The following is an 18,112-nucleotide window of genomic DNA, read 5'->3' on the forward strand; positions in this document are numbered from 1 at the left end:
GAATCTTTGATGTCAAGACCAATAAATTTTGTAATGATTTCACCCCATTTTCCCACCAATTTTGAAACGTTTGCACATAGGTTGCGTGAAAACGGTTTTAATACATTAGGAATTGCTGATGCTCCTTATGAATCATTAAGCGAAGGACTACGCAATTCACTAACAGAATATTATCGTGTTGATAATATGGAGGATTATGATCAAGTTTATCGTGCAGTTGGCTATTTTGCACATAAGTATGGACGGATTGATCGTATTGAATCGCATAATGAATATTGGTTGGAGTTGGATGCAAAACTTCGTACTGATTTTAATGTGTTTGGTTATAAAAACGAAGATATGAAAATGATTAAAACCAAATCACAAATGAAAGAAGTGTTTAAAGAAGCAGGGTTGAAAGTGGCGAAAGGGCGTGTTTTTTCTGATGAAGAGGATGCTCATCGTTTGGCTGCAGAATTAAAATTGCCAGTGATTATTAAACCGAATTCCGGTGTAGGGGCAAGCGATACTTATAAAATTCGTACAGAACAGGATTTGCACCATTTCTTTGAACATAAATCGCCAAATGTTGAATATATTATGGAGGAATTTATCGATGGAGATATTGTGACGTTTGATGGTTTAGCCGATCACAATGGGAATATCGTATTCTATTCCAGTTTAGAATATTCTGAAGCAGTGTTAGATACAGTGGAGAAAGACGGTGATATGTTCTATTTTGTGCCACGTGAAATTTCACCAAAATTAATTGAGCTAGGTAAAGTTTGCGTAGAGGCATTTAATGTTAAAGAACGTTTTTTCCATTTTGAGTTTTTCCGTGTTAAGGGCAGCAATGAAATATTACCCCTTGAAATTAACTGCCGTCCACCAGGTGGTTTGACCATTGATATGTGGAATTATGCCAACGATTTTGATGTATTTAATGAATACGCCAACATCGTGAAAGAGAACCGGTTCTATTCCCACATCACGCATCCGTGGAATGTGGTTTATATTTCGCGTAAAGCAAATAAAAATTATGTGAACACAACGCAGGCGATTTGTGAGAAGTTCGGTAACAGCATTATCAGTGTGCAACAAGTGCCGGGCATTTTTGCGAAAATTATGGGCGAAGAAGGGATTTTAGCGAGAACTGAAACTCTGAAGCAGATGCGGGAAATTATTCAATTTGCACATCAAAAACAATAATTGAGAGGAAGTGAATTATGCATTTTGAGAGAAGAAGTCATTGGAGCGGTGAACTAGGGCGTGAAATGTATTTTAATGTGTATGGTCACGCCGGTAAACCGGTAATTGTGTTTCCATCCTCAGGCGGTGATCAAAATGAATATGGTAATTTCGGGATGATTGAAGCCTGCCGTTCTTTTATAGATCGTGGATTACTGAAGTTTTATACGCCTGATTCTTACGATAAAGAGTCGTGGTTGGCAACTTACAAATCCGGCCACGATATGGCATTAGCACACGATGCTTATGATCGTTATATCGTCAATGAATTGGTGCCGTTAATTCGGCACGAATCGCAATGGAGCGGCGCAATGATGGCGACCGGTTGCAGTATGGGGGCGTTTCATACGATCAATTTTGCATTGCGTCATCCGGATTTGTTTGATGTGGCGATTGCGTTAAGTGGCGTTTATGATGCCCGTTTCTTTACCGGTGAGTTTTATGGCGATCAGGCGATATATTTCAATTCGCCGATAGATTATCTTTGGGGACAGCAGGATAGTTGGTTTTTAGATCGTTATCGACAAAATCACTACATTGTGGCAGTGGGACAAGGTGCTTGGGAAGAGCAGCACGTTGCAGATACAGCACGTTTGCAAGAGGCTTTTCAGGCGAAAGGCATTGTAGCTTGGTTTGATTTTTGGGGATACGATGTTGATCACGATTGGCCGTGGTGGAAGAAACAGATGCCATTTTTCCTTAGCAAGTTGGAAGAGCAAGGCATAATTTAATCAGCATAGTTATTCGTTTTTTATTTTTGCCGACAGGATTGATTCTTTCAAAGATAAATGGAGTATAAAATTCGTCGGCATAAAAAAGTAAAATCTCTTCATCAGTGCTTCTTTTATCACTATATACACCTAATCTTTCTTATAAATTCTATAAAAAACTTACAAAATGATCTCATTCTAATCCTTTGCAAGAAAATGATAATAATTCCTAAAAAGATCTTGAAAGCAATAAATTTTTTATTGATAATAGTTCTTATTAATTTAATTGATAGTTTTTAATCCTCAATAACCTAAGGAGAATTTTGGAATGAAGAAAACCTCATTTGTATTATTACCGCTCGCTGCTTTTTCAAGCAACTAAATATTATGCAGCTTCAGATAATGAACTCGGTCGTAATTATAAATTCACCGTTTCTTATAAATTCTAAGTAATGGTTTGACTTTCCGCCAACCTTTAAATAAAGGCGGAAAGTCTTTATTCCTCTGTGTTAATTAATATAAGTACATCGCAATGATGCCTTATATTTGTTGTTTTTAAAGGGTTGGAAAATGGATGCATTATTTGATTTCTTACAACAATATGTTGATTACATTATTTTAGGTTTGTTGGCGTTGATGAGCTTTGTAATGGTCTGGATGGTGATTGAGCGCTTATTGTTTTTACATAAAATTAACATTAAAAATTATCAGAATATCCACGATCTTGAAATTGATCTTACACGGCACTTAACCATTATTTCCTCTATTGGTGCAAACGCACCATATGTGGGATTGTTGGGAACAGTCATTGGTATTTTGCTCACTTTCTACCAGTTAGGGCAATCGGGTGGCGACATTGATGCTAGTGCCATTATGCTTCATTTGTCATTAGCACTGAAAGCAACTGCTGTGGGAATTTTAGTCGCTATTCCGTCAATGATGTTTTACAACGGTTTAGGGCGTAAAGTGGAAGTGAAACGCTTACAGTGGAAATCTTTACAGGCGGAACAATCAAGATAGGAATGAGATATGAAGAAGTTCGATGAAATTAATATCATTCCTTTCATTGATATTATGTTAGTACTGTTGGCAATTGTTTTGATTACTGCATCTTTTATTTCGCAAGGTAAAATTAAGGTGAATGTACCAAAAGCAAGTAGCACGGTAGCATTTAAATCGGATGAACTTGCGAAACTGCTCACTATCACTAAAGATGGTGAGCTTTATTTCAATGATAAGCCGATCAATAGAACCGATTTAGAGAAAGAGATGGCGAGTTGGGATAAATCACAAAAAGTAACATTAAAAGTAGATTCTGAAGCTACTTTCCAAGAATTTGTCAGTATTACCGACTTATTAGGTAAAAATGAGATCAAAAATGTTGCCATTGTTACTGTAAAGGATAAAGGAGGCAATTAAGTGCATTACACCAAGCCTGCTTTTTATGTTACCACTGCTATTTATAGTGCATTATTTGCCGGTGCGGTTTGGTCATTTGATGGAACGCAACAGTCAGCAAATAGTATAAATGGAGAAATTTCACCGATCATTTCAATGGAATTGCTTTCTGCCAATATTGTTGAGGAACCTCAACCAGAACCTCAACCTGAAACAGAAATCAAGCCTGAACCAGAAAAGATAGTTGAAACTCAGAAACAAGAAGTTGTTCCTGATCCGATAATAAAAAAAGAATCGAAACAGCCTAAAAAAGAGATTAAAAAAGAAGTTGTAGAGCGTAAAAAGGAACATAAAAAACATCGTGATCATAAGAAAAATCATCGCCCTGTTTCGCAGGCAGTACAATCTAAAGCACAGGGTGCACCTGTTACAACACAGCAACAAAATTTACAAGGAACAGGAACAAATAGTGATGAGCTTGCAGCATATCGTTCTGCATTACGGCGAGAAATTGAAAAACATAAACGTTATTCGCAACGAGCAAAAATGTTGCATCGTCAAGGTACTGTCATAGTGCAGTTTACTTTGATGGATGACGGAACAATCCAAAATGTGCGGTTACATCGTTCTTCTGGTTATGAAGATTTGGATAAGTCGGCAATGGATGCAGTAGCGAAAGCTAATAGTGTTGGCATACGTCCGGCAGGTTTAGCTACAGAACAGAAAATCCCGATTAAATTTATGCTGAGATAATTATTTCTTCTTTTTATTTTTTAATTTATCCCACATTTTGTCTTCTTGTCCACGCCATAAACGTTGAATATTGTCGTGGTGGCGGTAGATAAGAAGACAACAAACTAATGCGGTTGGAAAGGTGAATTCGGGGCGAAACCACCAGACATAAAATGGGATGGTTAATGCGGCAATTACTGCACTGAGAGAAGAGTAACCGGTGAGTAGGAAAACACATAACCAGATACCAAGCATAAATCCGGCTACAGACCAGCCAATCGGTGCAATTGCACCGAATGCGGTTGCTACACCTTTGCCACCACGAAAGTGATAATAAATTGGGAAAATATGCCCTAGACAGGCACCTAAAGCCACCATTCCTAATTCAAACTGCGTTAGTTGTAGGTAATAACCGAGCCAAACTGGTAACATTCCTTTAAGAATATCAAAAATTAGCACCAGTAATGCTGGCAAACGTCCACCAATTCGTAACACATTGGTTGCTCCGGGGTTATGAGAACCGTTTTCTCGAGGATCAGGAAGATGAAAGAGTTTGCATAAAATGATCGCGCTCGAAATAGAACCTATCAAATAGGCAATTAGCATATAAAAAATAGCAAATAGACTCATAACTTTTCCTTTTCACTCATTTGGGCTTTTGTTTATTGTAACCAAAATTGTTAGTATAGCTACAATTAATTCATTAAACGGCGAAATTTATATGACGAAAGAATTTATTTTTATTGAAGAGTTAACTATTTTTACCACTATTGGCGTTTATGCTTGGGAACAACAGATTAAACAAAAATTAGTGTTTGATTTAGAAATGGCGTGGGATAGTGAGCAGGCGGCACGGACAGATGATGTTCAATTTTGTCTAAATTATGCAGAGGTTAGCGAATTTATCATTGATTATGTCAGTAACCGATCATTTGCATTGATTGAAAGAGTAGCATATGAGGTGGTGGATCAATTACATCAGCGTTTTCAAATCTCACAAATTCGTTTAAAACTAAGTAAGCCCAGTGCCGTTGCTCAAGCAAAATCGGTTGGTATTGTGGTGGAAAAAAGGTTTGGTTAATGATTGATGGCAGAAGAATGCCATCAAAATTTACGCATATCAATATGTGGGATATTGTCTTCCAGATAGATATCTGAAACCACAACAAAACCGAATATTTCTGATAAAATTCTTGCAAATAGTGTTGTGCCTGAATTTCAATGGGATAGTTTGGAAATTGCTGTTGAATAAAAGCTAATGTGCTTCTTAATAGTGTTTGAGCATAGCCTTTGCCACGAAAATCTGGCATTACTAAAACGCGTCCAAAATGAACGTACTCATTTTGGAAAAAATACGAGTATAAGCGACAAGATGTTGCTGTTCCGATAGCTAGAGATGAAATGCGCATAGATCAATTTCATCCACTTCCTGATATGGACATTGTTGTTCAACGACAAAAACTGCCGTACGAGCCTGATAAATCTGAAAAAGCTCCCGTGTAGTCAATTGATTAAATGTTCTAACTTGTTGTTGCATAATGTTTTTACAAAAGTGGGCTGAAAAAGAAAAATAAGCGTTCAAAAAAGCGTTGCCATAAAGGGCGCTGTTGCCATTGTTGATAATCGATGGTTTCAGTTTGCTGATAATAATTATGGTGCAGTTGCATAATTTCTTTGGCGAAATCGCGATCTTCTACAATCATCATTACTTCAAAATTAAGCATAAAACTGCGAATATCCATATTAACGCTACCGACTAATGCTAATCGTTGATCAATCAAAATACTTTTAGTATGTAATAATCCGCCTTTAAATCGATGAATTTTTACTCCGGCTGCTAATAAATTATCGAAAAGTGCACGACTTGCCCATTGCACCATAGTTGAGTCATTCTTTTTCGGCAAAATAATATTCACTTCTACGCCACGTTGCGCTGCGATTTTTAAAGCATCCTCAATGCTTTGGTTTGGCACGAAGTAAGGTGAGGTGATTGTGATTGATTTTCTAGCAGAAAATATGGCTACTGAAAGTGTTTGCGACATTAAATCATCCGGGAAACCGGGACCTGTGGCAACAATTTGTACAGCGTGCGAATTATCTTTTTCAATCGGCAATAATGGGCAAAGCGCAAAAGCAAAAGGTTGTTGTTGCTCAGTTTCTATTTCCCAATCCCACGCGTGTAGATGATTAAGAATAGAGGAAACCGGCCCGTCAATTCTAACCATAATATCAATCCATTGCCCAACGTTAGCATCCTGTTTAAATTCACTTGGGTCAACCATATTCATACTGCCGGTATAGGCAATTTGATTATCGATCACTACAATTTTGCGATGTTGACGAAGATCAATACGCTCTAAAAACATTCGTAATGGATTAGCGTGTAATGCTTCTAAAAATTCAATTCCTTGGTCGCGTAATTGTTGGCAATGCTTACTTAACAGAAAATCTCGACTACCTACAGAATCAAGTAGAATATGAATTTGCACACCACGTTGTTTAGCTTTTAATAATGCTTGTTCAACTTGAGTGATAAGCCCTCCACTTTGCCAAATATAAAAAGTCATATTGATAGAAAAATTAGCCTGCTCAATATCTTTAATAATACTTTGAATAATGGATTGTGGTGTTTGCAAAATATGTAGATCATTTCCAATAATACAAGGAATGTTTTGGCGACGTTGACAAAGATCAAACAGTGATTTGTATCGTAATGCCTCTTTATTTTCGACAAGATTTTTATAATCTTTATATTGATTAAACCAAGCGACATATTTAGGTCTTAATTGGTGGAAAAGTTTGGCACGGCGAGAACCTAATTTGATTTCACCGAAAATAAAGTAAGCAATGATACCAACAATTGGCACGATATAAACAATTAATAACCACGATAAGGTAACCGACATTGCCTGCTGTTTGAATAACAGACGTAAAGTGATAGAAACTTGACAAATCCAGATAGTGATAGGAATAGTATATTGTAAAATAGTAATAATATCAGTGGTAATAATCATAACATCATCAATAACCTAATTAAGGAAACGTTATTTTAACAAAGAAAATCGACATCGCGATTTAATTTATGCGATGTCGATTGAATTAGATAATTTTGTCTGTTTTTTCAATAAACCACGCTGCGATAGCCATTACTAATACTAAACCGCAAAGAACCCAGATTTGTGGTAACCAGCTATGCCAAATACCATAGCCGTAACCGAATAATACCGGCCCACAGGCAGCTAAGAGATATCCTCCGGATTGAACAACCCCTGATAATCTAGCCGTATTGGTTGGTGAGGTAGTTTTTACAGATAGCATTGTTAAAAGATAAGGGAATAATGCACCACCTGCTAATCCGGTAAAAATATTGACAAATAGCCAATAGGTAATGCTTTGGTAATTTAATAACATCATCATTACGCCAAGTAAAGCGATTAACATAAAAAGTATAATAACGATTTGGCGTTTTTGGCTTGACCAACGGATAAAAGCAGTGGGTAAAAACAGCATTAATGGAATTGTTACCAACATAAAAACACCAAGCAAATAGCCGGTTGTGTTGGCAGACAGACCGGCCTGTTGCCCCATTGTTGGTAACCACGCTAACGTAGTATAGAAATAAAGCGATTGTAAGCCACCGAAAATCACGAAACACCATACATATTTATTTCTCCATAGTGTCGGATTATTTTGGTTTTTATTGTGCATTTCTAAATAGTGGTTATGTTTGATATTAGGCAACCAAACCAACAATGCAATCAGCAAAATAGCAGAAAGCAGCAGAATCATAGTTTGCCAACTGTAAGCTGTAGTAATTGGCATTGCTAATGATGAGCCGATGATAGTGGCAAAGGTCATTGATAGAGAATAGAGTGAAGTGAGTTTGCCTAAGCGGTTTGGTTGGTTCGCCATAATAGTGCTTGGTAACAGTACATTGAGTACTGCAATGCTGATACCGATTAGTACGGTGCCAGTAAAGAGCAGTGATAAAGAGAAAATTCTTAATGTAGAGCCAATTAACATTAAAACCAACGCCATTGCAAATAGTTTTTCTAAACCGAAGCGTTGACCGAGTTTTGCCGCAAAAGGCGAAACTAAAGCAAACATAATAAGTGGTAAGGTTGTTAGTATACCAAGTTGACTGATTGGAATAGAAAATTCAGTAGCAATTTCATGCAGAATAGGCGGAATAGCAGTAAATGGCATTCTTAGCACTACGCCAATCATCATAATGCCTAAAATTAAAAAAGTGGTATTTCTTTGTTTCATTTTAATAAATTAGGAAATAGATTTTAAATCAAAAAGTAGAAATAACACGCCCTCAAAAATGAGGGCGTTAATTAAAAAGTTTATTGTTATATCACTTATTCAGCTGCTTTTAATTGTTGATAATAGTTTTCGTAATATTGAATTGCATCACCAACATCGTCTTGCCAATAACTGTTTTTCAATACATCTGTTGGTGGGTAGATGCTTGGATCTTCAGTAATTTCTTTTGGCAATAATTCTTTTGCTTTCAAGTTGGTTGTTGGGTAACCAATTTCGGTTGCCAAACGAGCAGCAACTTTAGGACTTAATAAATAGTTAATTAATTTATGTGCAGCATCAGGATTTTTAGATGTTTTAGGAATAGCTAAAGTATCTACCCATAAAACTGGGCCTTCTTTCGGATAAACCGCATTGATTGGCGCATTTTCTTTTTTCGCAATACGAATAGAACCGTTCCATAATTGACCCAGTTCCACTTCACCGGCGATAAAGGAGTTTGCCGGATTGTCAGAATTAAATGCCAATACATTTGGACGAAGTTTTAATAACTCTTCATATGCTTTTTTGATAATGGCCGGATCTTTAGTGTTTGGATCTTCACCAAGTTTTAATAAAGCGATGTTAAAGACTTCACGGGCATCATCCAATAATTGCACTTTACCTTTATATTCAGGCTTCCAAAGATCCGCCCAAGAGGTGAATTGTTCCGCTTTGTAGGTGTCAGTATTGAAGGCAATTTCAGGTGCGCCTAACAATTGAGGAAGAGAATATTTATTACCTGGATCATATGGTTTATCCAACATATTTGGATCAAGGTCTTTAATCACAGGTAATTTACTGTGATCTAAAGGTTGTAACATCCCTTCTTTTGCCATTTTGGATACAAAGTAATTTGATGGCGCAATGACATCATAAGTTGCACTATCACCCAAAGTTTTTAACTTAGCGTACATTGTTTCGTTGGATTCAAGACTGGAAACATTGACTTTAATGCCTGTTTCTTTAGTAAAGTCATCCAACAAACCGTCAGGTACGTATTCTGTCCAAGTATAAAGGTAAACGGTGTCCGCATCAGCGTGAACAGCCGTATTGATACCAAGAGCAAGTGCGCTAATACCTAATAAAGTAGTGATTTTTTTCACAAAATTCTCCATTACAGTAGTGAGTTAATGCCATAGCTCGACCAATGCCAAGCGACTAAAAAATCTTACGATTTTTATTGGTACTTGAACAATGTGTAAATGTTTCAACTCATCAAACAGTGCATTAAATGGAACTCATTTGATGCACTATTCTGACTTCGAAGTGAGATTCACTTCTAGTGAAGCATTCTACCCGAAAGGGTGAAGAAGAGTTTCAATGAAACCACATTTAGACAAGGTAAGCTATTCTATAAAGTGTGGACAAATAAGGCAACAACTAATACGGATAAATATAAATTAGTTATAGGGCAACCTTCATATGTTGCCCATCAAAAAAATGTTAGTCATCATGCCACTAGGTAATAATATTAACGTGCTTCTTTTTCTGCGGTTTTGAAAATATTATCTTTAATCACATTTTTAACTTCAGTAATTAATAATTTATGAATGGTATGTAATCTTGGTTTCTCTTTTGCAGTGAAAGGAACGGGGCGACAAAATTCCATCGTTTTAATGCCTAATCGTGCTGTAAGCAGACCGACACCAATGCCTTGTGCTACGCGTGCTGACAGCTTTGCAGTAAGATCTTGTGAAATCCAATCCATTCCAATATCCCGAATAACATCAGTTGCGCCGGCGAAAGCAATATTGAACAACACCATTCTGATTAATCGGATGCGACTAAAATAACCCAATTTAACCCCATATAATGCTGCCAATTTGTTGATTAAACGTAGATGCCGCCAAGCAACAAATGCCATATCCACCAGTGCTAATGGACTAATTGCTACAATCATTGTTGCTTCAATGGCTTGTTTATTGACTATTTTTTGTGCTTGTTGATCGAGCGGATGCAGAAATTCTTCACTGAATAGTTTGAGCAATTCTGATGAATTATAACCTTGATTTGCATACTGCAGCCACTGTTGGTATTGCGGTTGCTGTGGTGATATTTGCATATAGTTTAGTAATTGCTTTGTCAGCTTAGTACTATCTTCTATGTTGCTGATTGGCGAATTAAGCTGCAAGTGTTGACTCTGTTGTTGTAATATTGCTAGCTTTTTTAGTTGTCGTAATTGACGAAACTCTTTTACTACGGCACTGATACCAAAGACGACAATGGAAGCAAAAACGATTGCAAAGGCGAAATTAATCCATTGGTGCTGTTGCCAAGCATCGATTAACCACTGAATTGCTTGTGCAATGGTTGCCGCGCCAAATAACGCAATAGTACCGATTACTCCTTTTTGCCACCAAGAAAGCGGATGCTGAATGGCTCGTTGTAATTGTTGCTCCATTTCACCCTCTTCCTGATATGCGCTTTGATCGAGTTCAACTTGAGTCGGGTGAAATTCTCGTTTTGTTCTTAGCTGTTCCGATTGTGATTCGCTATTTTGTTGTTGAAATAAATGTTTATCATTCATTATGTTAATTTGTCTCCTAATAAATATTCTAAAACTGAATCAAACCGTAAATGTGGTAATGGTTCACCTTCAATCGTAGTTTGTGGTTCAAATTGATCAAACTCAAAAGTTGAATTTTCCCAAAATTCGGTACTTGGTAATCGTTGTGGTACTGAACCGGGAAAGAGTGTTACCGATTTTTTATCTATACTTCTAATGCCTTGAATGGCTTTAAATTGTTGACCGTGTTCTTCGACAATAACTTGTTGTGTGGCACGAATTGCAGCAAATGCAGTGAAATCAATATCAATATGTGAAAATTGTAGATGCTCACCTTCTGACTGAACTAATTGTCGTAACAGACTGATCAAATTGGGAATTTGATCGGTTGTAATATGATCCGCTTTAGTTGCGGCAAACAACAATTTGTCGATTTTTGGCGAAAACAGACGGCTGAAAAAATTGCGTTGCCCGTAATGAAAACTTTGGAATAAAGCCCGTAATGCCATTTGCATATCAATAAACGCTTGATGGCTATGATTAAGCGCTGTTAGACAATCAGCCAGAATAATTTGACGATCAAAACGTGAAAAATGTTGCTGGTAAAAGGTTTTGACAATTTGATCTCTGTAATAGCAATAACGTTGTTGCAACACCGAAAAATAACTCTGTTTGTCGGCATTTTTTTGTAACTGTTGCCACTGTTGTTCAGAAAGATGAACCAATGGAAAAAATTGCAAAGCGATTGCGCCTTCCGCTTCTCCGGGAAGAATAAAGCGTCCCGGTTGAATAAAGTAAAAACCGGCGGATTTACATTGATGCAAATAGTCAGTGTAATCTTTGGCAAGTTGAGCTAAAAAGTGTTCATCTGCGGTCTGTGTAAGATCGAGTTTTTGTAATTTTTCCAACCAAGGTTGCGCCAGTTGTTTTCGTTCCCCTTGCAACAGTTGGTGCATCGCTTGCGACCAACGCTGAAAATCCTGTGATAATAAAGGCAAATCAAGCAGCCATTCTCCGGGATAGTCAAAAATATCCAAATAAAGCACACCGTTTGCTTTAATATGACGTAATAAACTCTGGCTATGTTGGTAATGAATTTCTAATCTGGTTTCACTTAATCCACGAGTTGATTGAGGCCATTGTGGTGGTGATTTTTGCAGTGATAGCAAATTATCTTCATATTCAAAACGGGGAAGCTCCCAATTTTTTTGAGTTAGGCGCTTAACACCTAAAATGCGGTGATGACGAGCAGCATTGAATAATGGCAATTGAGGGTGTTCTACCGTATTTAATGATAATAGTTGATTGATAAATCCGGTGATAAATGTAGTTTTCCCACTTTGGCTTAAGCCGGTTACCGCCAGACGTAAAGTTTGATCCAAGCTGCGTTCAATCAAATTATCTAGTTCGTTTTGTAACGTTTTTAGCATAATAGACTTAAATTTATTTAATTGTTGTTAGTGTAGCTGATTTTTTAGAAGTGAAAAAAGTATTTGTTGTGATATATAACGATGAATTGCGTTTTATCAAGAGAACGATTTTTAAGAAAGATTAAAGAAAAATACGTTTTAACATAATGTTAAAACGTATTTTCAAAAGGAGGTTTTTTAATCAGATTAGCGATTTTCACCAAGTGGGACTTCTGCATCCGGTTCGTGAGTGATACGGTTACGTAAATCACGGCGGATAATTTCAATAGTCCAGAACCAGAAGATATGACCGACAAATTCTGAAACGTGTTCGTAGAATGGCCATTCTGCTACCGGTGGAGTTAAACCAAGCAAAGGGAAAGTAATATAGTGAACACAGATATCACAGATAATACCAGCCAATACACCTTGCCATAATTTGACTTTAGGGAAGCGTTCCGCAACTACACAATAAGCGATAGCAAAAACGAGAGAGAATATAATGTGAGTTACACCAATCCAGTTAAATGCTTGATCTGCAAAGGTAAATGCTGGTGCAGTCGGATCGATACCTAAATAATCTCTTAAGAAGACGTGCGGTGGATTTAAGAAAGCACGTGAACAAACCTCAAGTGCTTGAGACGGATCTTGACACGCTGCCACGAAAAGATCTAACGGGCTACGAGGTGGGAAAGGATGTTCTGCTCCCCATTTTACAAATGCTGAAATAATACCGGCAATGATACCGACAAAAATCGCCACACCATAACGACGGCGACTCGGTTCTGTTTGTTGAAATAGATTAATCATAAAAATTTCCTAATTTTATCAATAAGATATAGTGTTTTTTACTATTAGCTTTCATTTTGTTGAAATGATAACTGACGAAATGATAAAACAAAAATATTTTATACAATAAAAAAATAATCAATAGGAGTTATTTGGTTAAAAATTACACCAATTTTATTAAAGCTAAATCGGTTTAGTGATAATTTTTTATAAATTAAGGAATGAAATTTATTCTGTTTGGAGTATTTTAATTAAGATTATGATATTTTTTGTATCTAGAATTAAAAACAAAGTATTGATTAAGATCGTGATTTTGATGATTTAATAGACTATTAACGATAATATCCTTTTACAAAGGAGCAATCGCTAGTTAATATGCTGGTTTGCTGAATTTAGATGAGAATAGATTAGTAAGTAAGCTGGTTTTTCAATGGCTTTGATTAAATATATTACAATTTTTATCTGCTTTATCTTCGTACAGACGGCATTTTCGGCACCAAGAGTTCCAAAAGAGGTGTTGAATAATGGTTTAGTTTATTGTACACACGATTTACCTGTGTCGTTGAATCCACAAACGGCAGAGATTGGTAGTCATACCAATATTGTTGCTGATCAGATATATAATAAATTATTTGAACTGACGGGAAATGATAATCAGGTCGTACCTTCGTTGGCAACTTCGTATCACATCTCAGCGGACGGTAAACATATTTTGATTAATTTACGTCGAGGTGTGAAATTTCACAGTACAGGTTGGTTTACGCCAACAAGAGATTTTAATGCGGAAGATGTTGTTTTTTCTTTAAATCGTATTTTAGGGAAAAATGACGGTATTTTGCCTGTGAATGATGATTTTGATGAGGAAAACAGTAAAATTTCGCAATATCAGTTGTTCAATGAGAAAGCAAAAAATAAACATTTCCCCTATTTTGAAAGTATTAAATTAAGGAATAAAATTAATTCGGTTGTCGCTTTAAATCCTTATCAAGTTCAGATTAATCTGGTTTCCCCAGATGCTTCAGTGCTTTCCCATCTTTCCGGACCTAATGCCGTGATTTTGTCGTATGAATATGCTCTACAACTCAATGCTGATGATAATTTGGCACAATTGGATATTTTGCCTATCGGTACTGGGCCTTATCAATTAAAGAGTTATTTTCGTGATAAAAATATTCGCTTAGTAAGAAATGATGGTTATTGGGGAGAAAAAGCGAATATTAAAAATATTGTCATTGATGTTTCAACAACAAAAACAGGACGCTTGGCAAGGTTTTTAAATGGTGAATGTGATATTGTCGCATTTCCAGATGCAAGCCAGCTCAAATTATTAAATGAACGTTTGCCTAGTGTGCAAATAAGTTCTTCCGATAGTATGAATTTATCTTTTTTAGCATTAAATATGAAGCGCCCAATTATGCAAAATATTGATGTAAGACGAGGGATAGCTTATGCAATTAATCGACCTCGGATTATTAAACATATTTTTTATGATACGGCTAAAATTGCACAAAGTATTATTCCGCAAATTTCGTGGGCTTCGCGTTTTAATGCGACTTCATTTGAATATAATTATGATCCAATAAAGGCAAAATCATTATTATCTGATAAATTACTTAATCTCTCTCTTTGGGTAATTAATGAAGAGCAAGTTTATGATCCTAATCCAGTCAAGTTAGCAGAAATGATAAAATATGATTTGGAACAATTAGGTATAAAATTGAATGTAAAAGTGGTGTCTTATAATTTTCTGAAAAAGAGTATGGAGGATGGCACAGATAATTACGATATGATTTTAACCGGCTGGATTACCAATAATTTAGATCCGGATAGTTTCCTAAGACCGATACTAAGTTGTGCATCACAAAATACTATCTCTAATTTAAGTAATTGGTGTCATCCACCGCTTGATGCATTATTAATTAGGGCATTGCAAACTAATGTACAGTTATTAAGAGCATTGGACTATGATATGGCACAGCAATTAATTATTAGACAAGTGCCGATTATCCCGATTGCTACAGTAAATAATGTATTAGTTTCAAATAATCGGGTAATAGGATTAAATATGACGTCATTTGGAAATATTCATTTTTCGTCATTGTCTTTAAATGAGGGTAAAAAATGATTATTGCTTTGATTAGACGACTATTACTGATTTTTATCTCTTTAGTGATTTTATCAATATTAGCATATACCATTATGTTGAAAGATCCTCTTAATCAAGTCTTATTTGAAGGTTCAACCCTTCAAGGATATTTGCAGTATATTGAAAAATTAGCAAATGCAGATTTTGGTATTACATATATCGGTGGTGAACTCTTAAGAGATCAAATTTTATCTGTTTTACCTTCAACTTTAGAATTATGTATTGCTGCGATGATTTTGGCTTTGTTATTTGGAATTCCATTAGGGTTTATAGGAGCATTAAGTAATCGTTCTGTTAGTAAATTCATACGAGGTTTTTCTTCAGTAGGGCTATCTATTCCAGTTTATTGGATTGGTTTAATTTTATTATATTTGGCAGCAATTTATAATTGGGAAATTTCATCAGTTGGTCAATATAATGCATTATATGAAATTAAACCGGTAACCGGTTTTGCGATTATTGATGTTTGGTTTGTGGAAGAACCGTATAAAATTAAAATTGTGCAAAGTGTATTGCAACATTTGGTATTGCCGACATTAGTTTTAATGATTATGCCGATGATGGAGATTATCCGATTAACACAGCATAGGGCGGAGCAGGTTATTTCGGCCAATTATACTAAGACTGCTTTAACTCGTGGTTGGTCAAAATTTAAGATTCTTCGTGTTTATTTATTACGTAACACATTAGCACCTATATTGCCTTATATTATTCGTACATTTACTTTGACACTAGCAGCTTGTATGTTGATTGAAAATATTTTTAATTGGTCTGGCATAGGTCAGTGGTTAATTGCTGCACTTTCTGAACAGGATTATAATGCGGTAGCAAGTGGGGTTATTGTAATTGGAATAGTGGTATTATTTATTAATTTATTAGCAGATTTAAGTGAATTTATTTTAGATCCGTTTAAGAAAAAGGCTTGGTATGATTGAGCAAAGGGTGGAAGATTTCCGAAATACAAAAGCGAAAAAAGCAATTTGGAAAATATTCAGCAAAGATCGTATTGCTTTATTCAGTTTATTCTGTTTTTCCGGGTTGGTAGCTATTGCTATTTTAGTACCATTTTTATCGCCATATTCTCCGGATCAACAATTTATAGGTAATGAATTAATGCCACCGTTTTGGGATAAAAGTGGTAATTTAGTTTTTTTATTGGGAACTGATGATATCGGACGAGATTTATTTAGTCGTATTTTATGGGGAGTTCATTATACATTCGGTTCTGCATTGATTATTGTGTTAGCAATTTTAATAATTGGTGGTGGTCTAGGGTTAATCATTGGAATTAATCAAGGGGTAAAATCTAGAACATTAAAATATCTTGGTGATGTATTTTTATCCATTCCAATTTTATTGGTCGCTATTATTATTTCGGCATTAATTAATAGTGGGTTAACCAATGCAATGTTGGCTATTTTTTTAGCTTTATTACCTCATTTTATTCATCAAATAGATAATGCTGTACAACAGGAATTACAAAAAGATTATGTATTATTACTTCGTTTGGAAGGTATTTCAAAATATATTTTATTAAAAGAAACTATTTTACCTAATATTTTTCCGGTTTTTGTCAGAGAGACAGCTAGAATATTTATTCTAGCAATTATGGATGTGAGTGCATTAAGCTTTATTTCTTTGGGAGCATCATCAACAATGCCGGAATGGGGAGCGATGATAAGAGATTCGGTTGATTTATTATATATTGCGCCTTGGGCGGTTGTGTTACCAGGAACTGCGATAATGTTTTCTATTTTGGTCATTAACGTATTAAGTAACAGCTTATTACGATCCTTCTATAAATATTATTCATAGGAGGGAGAAAATAATGGCTTTATTGGATATTCGTAATTTATGTATTGATATTAAAACAGCAAATGGAAAAATTCGCATTGTTGATAATGTGAACTTAACTATTAATGAAGAAGATATTTATGCATTAGTTGGGGAATCGGGTTCAGGGAAAAGTTTAATTGCTAAAGTAATTTGTAATGCTGTAAAAGATGATTGGATTATTAGTGCGGATCGGTTCCGTTTTAATGATATTGAATTATTAAAACTTTCACCGGCAAAGAGACGTAAACTGGTTGGCAGAGAAATTTCACTAATTTATCAAGATCCTTTGACTTATCTCGACCCAAGTAAAACCATTGGAGATCAGCTGATTCAATCTATTCCAAATTGGACTTTCAAAGGCAAATGGTGGCGTTGGTTTGGTTGGAAAAAGCGGCGTGTTGTGGAATTGTTGCATCGTGTTGGTATTCGTGATCATAAAGATATTATGCGAAGTTATCCTAACGAAATTACGGAAGGTGAAGGACAAAAAGTGATGATCGCAATGGCAATTGCTAATCAGCCCCGTTTATTGATTGCTGACGAAGCAACAACCGCACTAGGAACTAATACACAAAGTCAAATTTACCGTCTTTTATTAGCAATGAATCAAAATCACGGTACTACGATTTTATTTTTAAGCAGTGATTTAGTTTCTGTCAGCGAATGGTGTGAAACAATTAATGTTTTGTATTGTGGTCAATCAGTGGAAAGTGGACCGAAAGAGATTATTATGAATTCGCCATTTCATCCATATACAATGGCGTTAATGAATTCCAATCCGGATTATAATATTCCGTTGGCGCCTAAAACTCAGCTTAATGCATTACCGGGAATGGTACCTTTATTAACGAATATTCCGATTGGTTGTCGTTTAGGGCCACGATGCCCATTCTCTCAACGTAAATGTGTAATAAAACCACCGTTGCGGAAATTAAAACAACACGAATATGCTTGTTATTATCCGTTAAATATTCGTGTTCATTCTGAAACAAAAGAGAAAGTGGAGCCGATTACGATCCAAGCAACATTAACTGGAAAAGAAGAGTAATAA

17 protein-coding genes and 1 pseudogene are annotated in these 18,112 nt (G+C 35.8%); 10 read left to right on the forward strand and 8 right to left on the reverse strand.

Annotated elements, in window-relative coordinates:
* Positions 1-9 precede the first annotated feature (9 nt).
* From QV04_RS07625 to QV04_RS07645, 5 genes are all read left to right on the forward strand, one after another.
* Positions 10-1,188 carry an ATP-grasp domain-containing protein gene (locus tag QV04_RS07625; protein WP_065233360.1) on the forward strand — a complete coding sequence of 393 codons (1,179 nt, stop codon included), beginning with the start codon at positions 10-12 and terminating at the stop codon, positions 1,186-1,188.
* Between the two features lie 17 nt (positions 1,189-1,205).
* Positions 1,206-1,958, forward strand: coding sequence for an esterase family protein (locus QV04_RS07630; RefSeq protein ID WP_065231197.1), 753 nt, complete (start codon positions 1,206-1,208; stop codon positions 1,956-1,958).
* A 549-nt stretch (positions 1,959-2,507) separates the two neighbouring features.
* Positions 2,508-2,957 (forward strand): TonB-system energizer ExbB, encoded by a 450-nt coding sequence (gene exbB / locus QV04_RS07635; RefSeq protein WP_018347365.1) that lies wholly within the window; start codon positions 2,508-2,510, stop codon positions 2,955-2,957.
* A 9-nt stretch (positions 2,958-2,966) separates the two neighbouring features.
* Positions 2,967-3,356, forward strand: a complete 390-nt coding sequence (exbD, locus tag QV04_RS07640; protein WP_039136244.1) for a TonB system transport protein ExbD — start codon at positions 2,967-2,969, stop codon at positions 3,354-3,356.
* The gene (locus tag QV04_RS07645; RefSeq protein WP_065231198.1) at positions 3,357-4,088 is read left to right on the forward strand and encodes an energy transducer TonB; all 732 of its coding nucleotides are present in this window, start codon (positions 3,357-3,359) and stop codon (positions 4,086-4,088) included.
* Here the strand turns inward: QV04_RS07645 and plsY are convergent, their stop codons facing one another.
* Entirely contained in the window at positions 4,089-4,697 is a 609-nt protein-coding gene (gene plsY, locus QV04_RS07650) for a glycerol-3-phosphate 1-O-acyltransferase PlsY (protein WP_065231199.1), read from the reverse strand. It abuts the gene before it with no gap.
* A gap of 91 nt (positions 4,698-4,788) precedes the next feature.
* Here plsY and folB point away from each other — a divergent pair, with 91 nt between their 5' ends.
* Positions 4,789-5,148, forward strand: coding sequence for a dihydroneopterin aldolase (folB, locus tag QV04_RS07655; RefSeq protein WP_039136238.1), 360 nt, complete (start codon positions 4,789-4,791; stop codon positions 5,146-5,148).
* 23 nt (positions 5,149-5,171) lie between these two features.
* Here folB and QV04_RS11330 read toward each other — a convergent pair.
* The 7 genes and pseudogenes from QV04_RS11330 to QV04_RS07685 all read right to left on the reverse strand — a co-directional run bounded on the left by QV04_RS11330 (position 5,172) and on the right by QV04_RS07685 (position 13,100).
* A pseudogene (locus QV04_RS11330) lies at positions 5,172-5,604 on the reverse strand (GNAT family N-acetyltransferase).
* 7 nt (positions 5,605-5,611) lie between these two features.
* Entirely contained in the window at positions 5,612-7,081 is a 1,470-nt protein-coding gene (gene cls / locus QV04_RS07660) for a cardiolipin synthase (protein WP_065231200.1), read from the reverse strand.
* An 85-nt stretch (positions 7,082-7,166) separates the two neighbouring features.
* Positions 7,167-8,336 (reverse strand): MFS transporter, encoded by a 1,170-nt coding sequence (locus tag QV04_RS07665; RefSeq protein WP_065231201.1) that lies wholly within the window; start codon positions 8,334-8,336, stop codon positions 7,167-7,169.
* 95 nt (positions 8,337-8,431) lie between these two features.
* Positions 8,432-9,451, reverse strand: a complete 1,020-nt coding sequence (locus tag QV04_RS07670) for an extracellular solute-binding protein (protein WP_231924170.1) — start codon at positions 9,449-9,451, stop codon at positions 8,432-8,434.
* A 395-nt stretch (positions 9,452-9,846) separates the two neighbouring features.
* Positions 9,847-10,902: a YcjF family protein gene (locus tag QV04_RS07675; RefSeq protein WP_065231202.1), complete on the reverse strand. Its 1,056-nt coding sequence runs from the start codon at positions 10,900-10,902 to the stop codon at positions 9,847-9,849.
* Positions 10,902-12,311, reverse strand: coding sequence for a YcjX family protein (locus tag QV04_RS07680; RefSeq protein WP_065231203.1), 1,410 nt, complete (start codon positions 12,309-12,311; stop codon positions 10,902-10,904). Before QV04_RS07680 ends, QV04_RS07675 begins: the two co-directional genes overlap by 1 nt.
* A 186-nt stretch (positions 12,312-12,497) precedes the next feature.
* Positions 12,498-13,100 carry a YagU family protein gene (locus tag QV04_RS07685; RefSeq protein ID WP_039135781.1) on the reverse strand — a complete coding sequence of 201 codons (603 nt, stop codon included), beginning with the start codon at positions 13,098-13,100 and terminating at the stop codon, positions 12,498-12,500.
* A 409-nt stretch (positions 13,101-13,509) separates the two neighbouring features.
* On the opposite strand from QV04_RS07685, the gene QV04_RS07690 reads away from it, so the two are divergent.
* Genes QV04_RS07690 through QV04_RS07705 form a run of 4 tightly spaced genes read left to right on the forward strand, consistent with a single transcriptional unit; the run spans position 13,510 to position 18,109 of the window.
* Positions 13,510-15,204: an ABC transporter substrate-binding protein gene (locus QV04_RS07690; RefSeq protein ID WP_065231204.1), complete on the forward strand. Its 1,695-nt coding sequence runs from the start codon at positions 13,510-13,512 to the stop codon at positions 15,202-15,204.
* Positions 15,201-16,160 carry an ABC transporter permease gene (locus tag QV04_RS07695; protein WP_039135779.1) on the forward strand — a complete coding sequence of 320 codons (960 nt, stop codon included), beginning with the start codon at positions 15,201-15,203 and terminating at the stop codon, positions 16,158-16,160. The genes QV04_RS07690 and QV04_RS07695 overlap by 4 nt, the downstream gene beginning before the upstream one ends.
* Positions 16,153-17,040, forward strand: coding sequence for an ABC transporter permease subunit (locus QV04_RS07700; RefSeq protein WP_065231205.1), 888 nt, complete (start codon positions 16,153-16,155; stop codon positions 17,038-17,040). The genes QV04_RS07695 and QV04_RS07700 overlap by 8 nt, the downstream gene beginning before the upstream one ends.
* Before the next feature lie 13 nt (positions 17,041-17,053).
* Positions 17,054-18,109, forward strand: a complete 1,056-nt coding sequence (locus QV04_RS07705) for an oligopeptide/dipeptide ABC transporter ATP-binding protein (protein ID WP_039171409.1) — start codon at positions 17,054-17,056, stop codon at positions 18,107-18,109.
* The last annotated feature ends 3 nt before the right edge of the window (positions 18,110-18,112 follow it).

It is taken from the genome of Gallibacterium genomosp. 1 (assembly GCF_001678575.1).
Lineage (GTDB): Bacteria > Pseudomonadota > Gammaproteobacteria > Enterobacterales > Pasteurellaceae > Gallibacterium.

Excerpts from the sequence above, each read along its gene's own strand:
- QV04_RS07705 (WP_039171409.1), top strand. The coding sequence starts at position 17,054 with ATGGCTTTATTGGATATTCGTAATTTATGTATTGATATTAAAACAGCA.
- QV04_RS07685 (WP_039135781.1), bottom strand. The coding sequence starts at position 13,100 with ATGATTAATCTATTTCAACAAACAGAACCGAGTCGCCGTCGTTATGGT.
- exbB (WP_018347365.1), top strand. The coding sequence starts at position 2,508 with ATGGATGCATTATTTGATTTCTTACAACAATATGTTGATTACATTATT.
- exbD (WP_039136244.1), top strand. The coding sequence starts at position 2,967 with ATGAAGAAGTTCGATGAAATTAATATCATTCCTTTCATTGATATTATG.
- QV04_RS07625 (WP_065233360.1), top strand. The coding sequence starts at position 10 with ATGTCAAGACCAATAAATTTTGTAATGATTTCACCCCATTTTCCCACC.
- cls (WP_065231200.1), bottom strand. The coding sequence starts at position 7,081 with ATGATTATTACCACTGATATTATTACTATTTTACAATATACTATTCCT.
- QV04_RS07700 (WP_065231205.1), top strand. The coding sequence starts at position 16,153 with ATGATTGAGCAAAGGGTGGAAGATTTCCGAAATACAAAAGCGAAAAAA.
- QV04_RS07630 (WP_065231197.1), top strand. The coding sequence starts at position 1,206 with ATGCATTTTGAGAGAAGAAGTCATTGGAGCGGTGAACTAGGGCGTGAA.
- plsY (WP_065231199.1), bottom strand. The coding sequence starts at position 4,697 with ATGAGTCTATTTGCTATTTTTTATATGCTAATTGCCTATTTGATAGGT.
- QV04_RS07675 (WP_065231202.1), bottom strand. The coding sequence starts at position 10,902 with ATGAATGATAAACATTTATTTCAACAACAAAATAGCGAATCACAATCG.
- folB (WP_039136238.1), top strand. The coding sequence starts at position 4,789 with ATGACGAAAGAATTTATTTTTATTGAAGAGTTAACTATTTTTACCACT.
- QV04_RS07690 (WP_065231204.1), top strand. The coding sequence starts at position 13,510 with ATGGCTTTGATTAAATATATTACAATTTTTATCTGCTTTATCTTCGTA.
- QV04_RS07680 (WP_065231203.1), bottom strand. The coding sequence starts at position 12,311 with ATGCTAAAAACGTTACAAAACGAACTAGATAATTTGATTGAACGCAGC.
- QV04_RS07665 (WP_065231201.1), bottom strand. The coding sequence starts at position 8,336 with ATGAAACAAAGAAATACCACTTTTTTAATTTTAGGCATTATGATGATT.
- QV04_RS07695 (WP_039135779.1), top strand. The coding sequence starts at position 15,201 with ATGATTATTGCTTTGATTAGACGACTATTACTGATTTTTATCTCTTTA.